The 8,718-nt window shown below is 61.0% G+C and carries 8 protein-coding genes and 1 tRNA gene; 7 read left to right on the forward strand and 2 right to left on the reverse strand.

Annotated features, from left to right (window positions below):
• The first annotated feature begins 50 nt into the window (after positions 1 to 50).
• The 3 genes from PPP56_RS06715 (at position 51) to PPP56_RS06725 (ending at position 716) form a co-directional block, all read left to right on the forward strand.
• Positions 51 to 137: transfer RNA gene (locus tag PPP56_RS06715), tRNA-Leu, on the forward strand.
• Positions 138 to 230: 93 nt separating this feature from the next.
• Positions 231 to 503 carry a UPF0175 family protein gene (locus PPP56_RS06720; RefSeq protein ID WP_353563276.1) on the forward strand — a complete coding sequence of 91 codons (273 nt, stop codon included), beginning with the start codon at positions 231 to 233 and terminating at the stop codon, positions 501 to 503.
• A gap of 36 nt (positions 504 to 539) precedes the next feature.
• Positions 540 to 716 carry a PIN domain-containing protein gene (locus PPP56_RS06725; protein ID WP_353563269.1) on the forward strand — a complete coding sequence of 59 codons (177 nt, stop codon included), beginning with the start codon at positions 540 to 542 and terminating at the stop codon, positions 714 to 716.
• 286 nt (positions 717 to 1,002) lie between these two features.
• Here PPP56_RS06725 and PPP56_RS06730 read toward each other — a convergent pair whose 3' ends face one another.
• Positions 1,003 to 2,781, reverse strand: coding sequence for a SulP family inorganic anion transporter (locus PPP56_RS06730; RefSeq protein WP_353563270.1), 1,779 nt, complete (start codon positions 2,779 to 2,781; stop codon positions 1,003 to 1,005).
• A gap of 371 nt (positions 2,782 to 3,152) precedes the next feature.
• On the opposite strand from PPP56_RS06730, the gene PPP56_RS06735 reads away from it, so the two are divergent.
• The 4 genes from PPP56_RS06735 (at position 3,153) to PPP56_RS06750 (ending at position 8,003) form a co-directional block, all read left to right on the forward strand.
• Positions 3,153 to 4,898: an L-aspartate oxidase gene (locus tag PPP56_RS06735; protein WP_353563271.1), complete on the forward strand. Its 1,746-nt coding sequence runs from the start codon at positions 3,153 to 3,155 to the stop codon at positions 4,896 to 4,898.
• Positions 4,899 to 4,991: 93 nt separating this feature from the next.
• Positions 4,992 to 5,534: a DUF4864 domain-containing protein gene (locus tag PPP56_RS06740; RefSeq protein WP_353563272.1), complete on the forward strand. Its 543-nt coding sequence runs from the start codon at positions 4,992 to 4,994 to the stop codon at positions 5,532 to 5,534.
• Positions 5,535 to 5,936: 402 nt separating this feature from the next.
• Positions 5,937 to 6,953 carry an N-acetyltransferase DgcN family protein gene (locus PPP56_RS06745; protein ID WP_353563273.1) on the forward strand — a complete coding sequence of 339 codons (1,017 nt, stop codon included), beginning with the start codon at positions 5,937 to 5,939 and terminating at the stop codon, positions 6,951 to 6,953.
• A 12-nt stretch (positions 6,954 to 6,965) separates the two neighbouring features.
• Positions 6,966 to 8,003 carry a dipeptide epimerase gene (locus tag PPP56_RS06750; protein WP_353563274.1) on the forward strand — a complete coding sequence of 346 codons (1,038 nt, stop codon included), beginning with the start codon at positions 6,966 to 6,968 and terminating at the stop codon, positions 8,001 to 8,003.
• A 20-nt stretch (positions 8,004 to 8,023) separates the two neighbouring features.
• On the opposite strand, the gene PPP56_RS06755 is transcribed toward PPP56_RS06750, so the two are convergent.
• On the reverse strand, positions 8,024 to 8,718 hold a 695-nt coding region (locus PPP56_RS06755), incomplete at its 5' end, for a potassium channel family protein (protein WP_353563275.1).

The following is an 8,718-nucleotide window of genomic DNA, read 5'->3' on the forward strand; positions in this document are numbered from 1 at the left end:
GCGCGCACGGAACCGTGCAGGGTGATTTTGTTTACGAAAGCCCTGCACCAGCCCGGGTGGCGGAATTGGTAGACGCGACGGATTCAAAATCCGTTGTCCGCGAGGACGTGGGGGTTCGAGTCCCCCCCTGGGTACCATATCACGCTGATTACATGCCGTTTATGCGGTGTCTGTTGAATGCTTCATTCAATGGCACGCACACCGCGTTCCCCTTAGCTGCTAAGAGCGCCATGCCCAACGGTCTTGACGTTCACATTCCGTCTTCGATCGCTGAGGCGATTGTGCTTCCCGATGACCGCAAGGCGTCGGAGATAAAGCGTACATTGGCCGTTGCGTTGTACCGCGAAAAACTTCTCTCCTTTGGCAAAGCCCGCGAACTGGCCAACCTGAGCCCGTATGCATTTGCCCAGTTGTTGGGGGAACGGAGCATCGAGCAGCACTACGGCACAGACGAATTGGACGAGGACCTCGCGTATGCGAGCGGCACCACGCATCCGTCGTAACCCGGCCGCTCAATAGCCCTGCACTACGCACCTCTCATGCCAGTCGTTAGCAACACGTCTCCCCTTCTCAACCTGAGCATTATCGACCGTCTGGACCTGGTACGCAGCCAGTTTGGACAGGTGCTGATTCCAGAAGCTGTCCGTGATGAGTTGGAGATGGACAGCGGTCGTCCTGGAGCAGCCAAGCTGCGCACTGCCGTGTCAGAGAATTAGATTCGTGTACAGAAGGACACGAGATCTCGTGGTATCTGTGTGGTATCTGTTTAGCGCGGCTCAGTGGCCACCCAGAATATCCGCTCCTGATCCCAGGCTATGGAAGGGTGTGATGTGAGTAAAATCTGTAGCTGGGGACGGCTTGCGTCTCGGTGATCTTTATCATCGGGTCGTGCGCAACACGGAAGAGTTCGGACGCATCCGTCACTATATCCACCTCCAATCCTTCCCGATAAATCGAAGATCGCCACCACCGGAGTCTATCCCCTGCTGGCATTATGCGGCATCATGCGGCATCCGGTGTCTCCGGCTCGTCGGTCTCTGCAATGTTGTCGCGGTAATCTGACAGGCGCGCGCCCTCGTCCTCGTCGTCCAGTTGCTCCAGGATGTGCTCTACCGCCTCGTGCGGATCCAGGTGGAAGCGCTCTTCGCCGAGCTTGTCGAACAGCCCGGCGCGGATGACAACCTTTCGCACCGGCCCAATGAGCCCTGCGAAGTAGAGCGCAATGCCTCGATCTTCGAGCGTCTCGATCACCGACCAGAGCGCGTCGGTTGCTGTCGTGTCGAGCGCGTTGATGCTGGTGCCGTCAATCACCACAGCCCGGATCTCACGCTTCTCGCGCCTGGTCTTCTCAAGAATGAAGTCCTTGAAGTGGTCGGCATTCGCGAATGAGAAGGACGCATCCACGCGCAACACGAGCACCTTGTCAATCTTCTCGGTGTCCTCGAAGCGGTTGATATCCCGAAACACCCGCGCGCCCGGCACATGTCCGAGCTCAACCATGTTCGGGCGGCTGATGCGGTAGAGCACCGCAATCACGGTAGCCACAATGCCGAGCAAGATTCCTTCCTGGATTCCCACTACGAGCACGCACCCAGCCGTAAACAGCGCAATATATCCATCGCGCTGGTTTGTCTTCAGCAACTCGCGCAGTTCCTGCACATCAATCAGGCTAAAACCGGCGACCATAATAATCGCCGCGAGCACAGGCATTGGCAGGTAGTAGAACAGCGGCGTCAGGAAGAGAAGCGTGAGCGCAATAATCCCCGCCGATACGATGTTCGCCACAGGCGTTTGAGCGCCCGACTGCTCGTTCACCGCGGTGCGCGAGAAGCTTCCTCCTGCGGGCGGGCTCCGAAAGAAGCTACCTACAATGTTGGCCATGCCGGCAGAGATGAGCACCCGGTTGGCATCGATCGTGTAGTTGTGACGCGCCGCGAAGACGCGCCCAAGCGATACGTTCTTCATGAACTGGACCAGCGCCAGGGCAATCGCTGCTGAGAGCAGGCTCTGCATATCACCTAACCCCAGCGCAGGCACTGTAAACGCCGGAAGTCCAGCTGGGATGTCGCCGATTACGCGAACGCCCATATCTTCAACGGCAAAGAACCACCCCGCCAGGGTGCCAAGCACCACGACGACCAGCGCCGCTGGAATAGCCGGCTTGATGTATGGCATAGCAACGAGAAGCACAATGCTCCCCAGCCCGATACCCAGCGAAAGCAGATGCACCTCTCCGATGTGCCGTACGGCTTCATACAGCAGCACGTACACGTACTGCGTCTGCGGCAGATCAATGCCAAGGAGCTGGTCAAACTGGCTGAACCCGATAATGAGGGCCGCCCCAAACGTAAGCCCTGCAATAACCGGCCGCGACAGCAGGCTCGCCACAAAGCCAAGCCGGGCCACCCCCATAAGCAATTGAATGACGCCCACCATGAGCGTCAGCAGAATAGCCAGCGCGATGTACTGGTCGGACCCCACCTGCGCAATAGCTCCGACCCCGGCGGCCACGATGACCATGTCGACCGCGCTGGGCCCAATGGCCAGGTGGCGGGAGCTCGCAAAGAAAGGGTAGATGATGAGTGGGACCAATGCAGCGTAGAGTCCATAGATCGGCGGCAGCCCCGCAATGACGGCGTGGGCCATGCCCTGAGGGATGAGCATGACCCCCACTGTAATGCCCGCAATCACATCACCCTGCGCAGCAGACGAGTCATACTCCGTTGTCCACTCCGGGATAATCGAGATGTCGGAAATCCACTGGCGTAGCTTTTCGTTCATCCACTACCCTGTATCGTCTGGCTATATCGTCTGGCTCGATTGCGCTCTGGTCATGCGCTACGAAATATCACTTCGTCTCTGATATCACTTGCATATCATAACGAATAACAAATTGTTTTGCGACAGTTTCTGCACGGATGCCAGAAGCTACGGAGTACTTCGCGGGCTATGATGATTCGTGAGCGTGATATCCCGCCCCCTACAAGAACCGTACACCTGTTACGTTTCTCCAATTCTATGCTGTGAGAAGCCCCAAACAAAAACTATCCGCTTCGTACGTGTTTTAAATAGCCGTACTGTCTGCGCTGCTGCAATGCAGTCTTGCATAGCGCACTCTGGTATCCATCAAATTATACTGCCAAGCATCTGTTATGTCTGCATCTACCTCTACCGAAACCGTCAAGACCGATGTGCTCATCATCGGTGCTGGTGCGGCCGGACTCCGTGCCAGTATCGAACTGGCTGAGCACGGCGTTGATTGTCTCGTTCTTGGAAAGCGTGCTCATGGCGACGCGCACACGATCTGGGCCGCTGGGGGCATCAATGCCTCACTCGGCAGCCTCGACCCCGAAGATCGCTGGGAGATCCACGCGGCGGATACGCTCAACGAGGGCCATTTCGTGAACGACGCCACCGCAGTGGAGCTGCTCTGCCAGCAAGCCCCCGAACGCATTCGCGAGCTGGATGCGTGGGGCATGGACTTCAACCGCACCGACGACGGCAAAATCAACCAGCGCTATTTTGGCGCGCAGTCGTTTCGGCGCACCTGCTTCGTGGGCGACCGCACGGGCAAGGCGCTCATGGAGACGCTCGTGCAGAAGGCCATGGACCTTAACGTGCCGTATCGCCAGAACCTGTACATCACCGACCTTGTGGTGGAGGACGGGCGCGCCGTTGGGGCCGTCGGATTCGATATGGATGCGGGTACGCCTGTAGCGTTTGATGCGGATGCGGTTATCATTGCGGCGGGCGGACACACCTCGCTCTTCCGCCGCAGCTCGTCGCGCCCCGACGAAAACACTGGCGATGCCCAGGCGCTGGCCTTTCGCGCTGGCGTGCCGCTTCGCGATATGGAGTTCGTGCAGTTCCACCCAACCGGAAAGGTGCGTCCGGAAGACGAAGCCGGGCACCTCGTCACCGAGGCCGTTCGCGGCGAGGGCGGGCGCCTCTACAACGCAGAGGGCGAGCGCTTCATGGAGCGATACTCGCCAAATCAGATGGAGCTGGATGCGCGCGACGTAGTGGCACGTGCGATTGAGCAGGAGGTCCGCGAGGGGCGGGGCACCGAAGACGACGGGGTGCTGCTCGACATCTCGCACCGCGATGATGCGTACATCCACGAGCGGCTGCCGCGCATGGTCGAGGAGTTTGCCGAGCACGGCGTCGACATCACGAAAGAACCCATGGAGGTCGCGCCAACCGCGCACTACGCAATGGGCGGCATCGAGGTGAGCTTCGAGACCGGTCAGACTGAGGTCGATGGGCTTTACGCCGTGGGCGAGTGCACCGCTGGCGTGCATGGTGCCAACCGGCTTGGCGGTAACTCGCTGGTTGAGACCATCGTCTTCGGACAGGTTACAGGGCAGCACATCGCCGAGACGCTCCACACGCGTCCGAGCACGCCCCTCCCCGAGGCACGTGTCCGCGAACACATCGCTGTCCAGGACGCCCTGGCTGCATCGAGCGGACCGCACACGCCAGAGGCACTCATGACGCGCATCCGCACCCTGATGTGGGAGCATGCAGGCATCCTTCGCAATGAAGATAGCCTGCTTACCGGGCTGCAGCAGCTCCAGCAGGTGCAGGCCGATGCAAAGGACATGGACGTGCAGGCCGACCGCACTACCCTGCGCTATGAGAACGCGCAGAACGTACGGTGCATGCTGACCACCGCCGAGACGATCCTGCGAGGTGCCCTGGAGCGTACCGAGTCGCGCGGCGCCCATGCCCGAACGGATTATCCGGAGAAAGACCCTGCCTGGCAGCAGAACATTCGCTGCATTCCGACGGGAGACGGTCGCATGCAGGTCGACATCCAGCCAGCAGATACACCGTCTGCGTCCGTTCAGCGGGCTATTGACGAGGAGCATGAGCTGGACTATCACCATCTGGAGTAGCCTTCAGATGCTTACCCGTGACGCGTTGTCGCTGACACACAGCACAGTCGGAGGTCGCGGAGTCACGACACGTTTCTGCACACCGCCTCCGCTATGATCCACACGCGCAGCTTTGTCTTCTCCGCAACGATAGCCGCCGCTGTTGCCTTGCTTCTACTGGGTAGCAGCGGCGGCATGTTTTCGCCTGTATCCTCTTCTGGCATACCGTCTTCTGACGTGCCAATGTCTACCGATCCCGACTCGCTACCCGAGCCATCGCCTGCGCTTTCTGTGGAAGAGGTGGTCCGCCTTCAGGTGGATGCGCTGGGCCAAAATAACGACCCGCACCCGGATGCCGGGATTGAAGCAGCGTTTCGCTTTGCCTCGCCCGCCAACAAGCGCGCTACGGGTCCGCTGGAGCGGTTTCGGCTGCTCTTTGAAACAAACGCATATGGCCCGATGATCGACCACAACGGGGCCCGGTACAGCGAGGTGCAGCAGACCGATACCGAAGCGCGCATGGGGGTGATGCTCTCGACCGAGTCGGGCCCTGTCGGATACGTGTTTCGGCTGTCGAAGCAGACGCAGGCGCCCTACGAAGACTGCTGGATGACGGATGCGGTGCAGCGCGTGCCGATATCGTCGATTTCGGCGTAGTGCCAGCTGGGTGGGCTCTTCGAGCAGGGATGCGAAGGGCTCAACCGGAAAATGAGCGGCTGCAGTCGATCCATCTCCTGCTCGCCAGGCGGACTGCCTACCGGGCGCAGTCCTGTGACAACGCGTTCGAGATAATGCTACGTTGGAAGCTACCGAACACAGGGCACCGCAAGCCTCTCAACTGCTTTTTGAACGGAGCGAGTAGCGATTCATCATGGGAGCAGTTATGTTAGACATCTATGCTGTACGCATCCAATTTCGCATTGGCTGCTATGGCATACTGCTTCGCGACCTCAACCACGTGTTGTTCTGCTGGTAGACGGGCAGCGCGACGCTTGCTGTTGTTCGCCTGCGCTCCGCATCCCCCTGCCTACTGCTTGCTCTCTGCTGCTTCTGACTCCTATGAAACGCGTTGCCCTTCTCGCCCACGACCAGTTTCCGCACTTCGCAAAGACCGCCGTTGGCTTGCTCCGGTACAGCACGTTCGACGTGGCGGCGGTCATTGATCGGGGCCATGCCGGAGAGCAGGTGCGCGCTCTGCTGCCTGATGTGCAGGACGCCCCGATCGTGGCGCGTATGGAGGATGCCCCCGAGGTGGATGCGCTGGTCATCGGGATTGCCAACGTAGGCGGCGGCTTCGACGAGGCATGGCGGCCCGACGTGCGCGCGGCGCTGAAGCGGGGCTGTACCGTGATGGCCGGGCTGCATGATTTTCTGCAGGACGACCCCGAGTTTGCAGCGCTTGCCGAGGAGCACGGCGCCCCCATTCGCGACGTCCGGCGGCCCCCACGCGGGCTCACTGTGAGTCAGGGGCGGGCTCGCAACGTGCCGGCCACCGTAGTGCTGACGGTAGGCACCGATTGTGCCGTAGGCAAGATGACGGTGGCGCTGGAGCTGACGCGTGCCGCGCAGGCCCGCGGGGAGCGTGCGGCGTTTATCCCAACCGGGCAGACCGGCATCATGATCGCCGGGTGGGGCCACCCTATCGATGCGATCGTGAGCGACTTTGTATCCGGGGCCGTCGAGCAGATGATTCTTGAGAAGGGCCACGATCACGACTGGCTGTTCGTCGAAGGGCAGGGCAGCATCATACACCCTGCGTACTCGGCCGTTACGTGCGGCATCTTGCACGGTGCCATGCCCGACGCGCTGGTGCTCTGCCACGAGGCCGGGCGTGCGCACAGCAAAGGATTCGAGGACTTCCCCCTGCCCGACCCGCCCGCTTACGTGGACCTCTACGAAGGGCTGGCCCGCCCCTTACACCCTGCCCGCATGGTGGGCGGTGCCCTCAACACGCACTCGATTGCGCATGACGACGACGCCCGGGCCGCTGTTCAGCGCTACACCCACGCGCTCGGCCTGCCTGCTACCGACCCCGTCCGGTTTGGTCCGGATGCGCTCCTTGACGCCCTCTCATAATTTTATCTCTTTATGCTGGCAACGACCGCTGAGCGCATTGCGCTCCAGACCACGTATCCGTTCACTATTGCACGCGAAACGGTCCACGAGATCGAGAATGTTGTCGTGCGCATTGCCGACGCGGAGGGCCGCGAAGGCGTCGGAGGCGCGGCCCCGTCGCGGCGCTACGGCGAGACGGTCGATACCGTGATGGCGGTGCTGCCGGAGCTGCTCGACGTAGTGACGAGCGTGGGCGACCCGAACGCGCTGCAGCGGATTGAGCGCGGGATGCACGCGGTCGTGCGTGGACACGCCGCCGCTAAGATGGCAATCAGTGCGGCGCTACATGACCTGCGGGCGCAACAGGCCGGACTGCCGCTCTACCGCTTCTGGGGGCTCGATGCCACGGCGGCCCTCACCAGCTCGTTCACTATCGGGATTGACTCGACCGAGCGGATGATCGAGAAGACGCAGGAGGCCGTTGCAGCCGGCTACCCGACCTTGAAGATCAAGCTGGGCACCGCACGCGACCGGGAGATCATCGACGCGGTACGCACCCACGCGCCAGATGCTACGCTTCGTGTAGATGCGAACGAGGCCTGGACGCCCCGCGAGGCCGTAGCCATGATCGAGGTGCTGGCCGACTACGACGTGGAGTTTGTCGAGCAGCCCCTGCCTGCCGAGCATCACGAGGCGCTCAAGTTCGTGTACGACCGGTCGGTGCTGCCCATTGCGCTCGACGAGTCGTGTGTGACGCTGTCTGACATTCCCCGTATCGCCGACCGGGCCGACATCGCCAACCTGAAGCTCATGAAATGTGCCACGCTACAAGAAGCGCATCGCATGGTGCATACGGCTCGCGCTCATGGGCTGGAGGTGATGCTCGGCTGCATGATCGAGAGCAACGCCTCTATCGCTCCGGCGGCCCACCTCACGCCGCTGCTGGACTACTGCGACCTCGACGGCTCGCTACTGCTCAGCGACGATCCGTTTGCAGGCGTGCCGATGCCCGCCGGTCGTATTGCACTCGACGAAGTGGCCCCCCCAGGGTCGGGGGCCCAGCTGCGGTAGGCTACGCTCAAATGCGCTCGTCAACGCAGGTACATCTTCTCAAAGCGCTGCACGCTCTCGTCGGTGCCGAGCACAATCGCCTGATCGTCGTCCTGAAAAATAACGCCTCTGGGGTCCGGCGACGTTATTACGTCGCCTTCGCGCTCTACAGCCACCACGATGCATCCGGTGGCGGCTTGCACATCCGCCTGAGCGAGGGTCTGCCCGGCCAGACGCCCGATATCTAACCGGACAATGTCGATCTTCGTCTGCAGCGTGAGCACCTCTTCCTCGGCTAAGATCGTTGACACCATCATGCGTCCGCTAATTGTAGAGAGCGACTGCACGTAGTCTGCACCGGCCCGATAGAGCTTATGAACGCTCCCTTCCTCGTTTGCACGGGCTACGATATGCGCTTCCGGATTTGCGTCGCGCGTGATGAGCGTAGCGAACAGGGTGGTTGCGTCGTCATCGGTGTCAATGATCACGCTATCGGCGTCTGCAATCCGCGCCCGTTCGTATATATCCGGGTTGCGGGCATCGCCGACCACGTCGACCTCGGGCTTGTCGTGAGCATCGATAATGGTAAACTGCGCATTGGTACCCGCCATGGCCTCTACCGCAGCCTGCCCGGACTTGCCATACCCTATCACCACTATGCGCTGCGGAGTGCGGGGGCTGACTACCGAGCTCATCTCGTTCTGAATTCTGTCGATGCTTTCCGGAGCGCCTGACA

The sequence above is a fragment of the Longimonas sp. genome, assembly GCF_040409695.1.
Taxonomy (GTDB): domain Bacteria; phylum Bacteroidota; class Rhodothermia; order Rhodothermales; family Salinibacteraceae; genus Longimonas.

Coding starts and splice junctions, on each gene's coding strand:
- PPP56_RS06720 (WP_353563276.1), top strand. CDS start 231: ATGCCCAACGGTCTTGACGTTCACATTCCGTCTTCGATCGCTGAGGCG.
- PPP56_RS06725 (WP_353563269.1), top strand. CDS start 540: ATGCCAGTCGTTAGCAACACGTCTCCCCTTCTCAACCTGAGCATTATC.
- PPP56_RS06730 (WP_353563270.1), bottom strand. CDS start 2,781: ATGAACGAAAAGCTACGCCAGTGGATTTCCGACATCTCGATTATCCCG.
- PPP56_RS06735 (WP_353563271.1), top strand. CDS start 3,153: ATGTCTGCATCTACCTCTACCGAAACCGTCAAGACCGATGTGCTCATC.
- PPP56_RS06740 (WP_353563272.1), top strand. CDS start 4,992: ATGATCCACACGCGCAGCTTTGTCTTCTCCGCAACGATAGCCGCCGCT.
- PPP56_RS06745 (WP_353563273.1), top strand. CDS start 5,937: ATGAAACGCGTTGCCCTTCTCGCCCACGACCAGTTTCCGCACTTCGCA.
- PPP56_RS06750 (WP_353563274.1), top strand. CDS start 6,966: ATGCTGGCAACGACCGCTGAGCGCATTGCGCTCCAGACCACGTATCCG.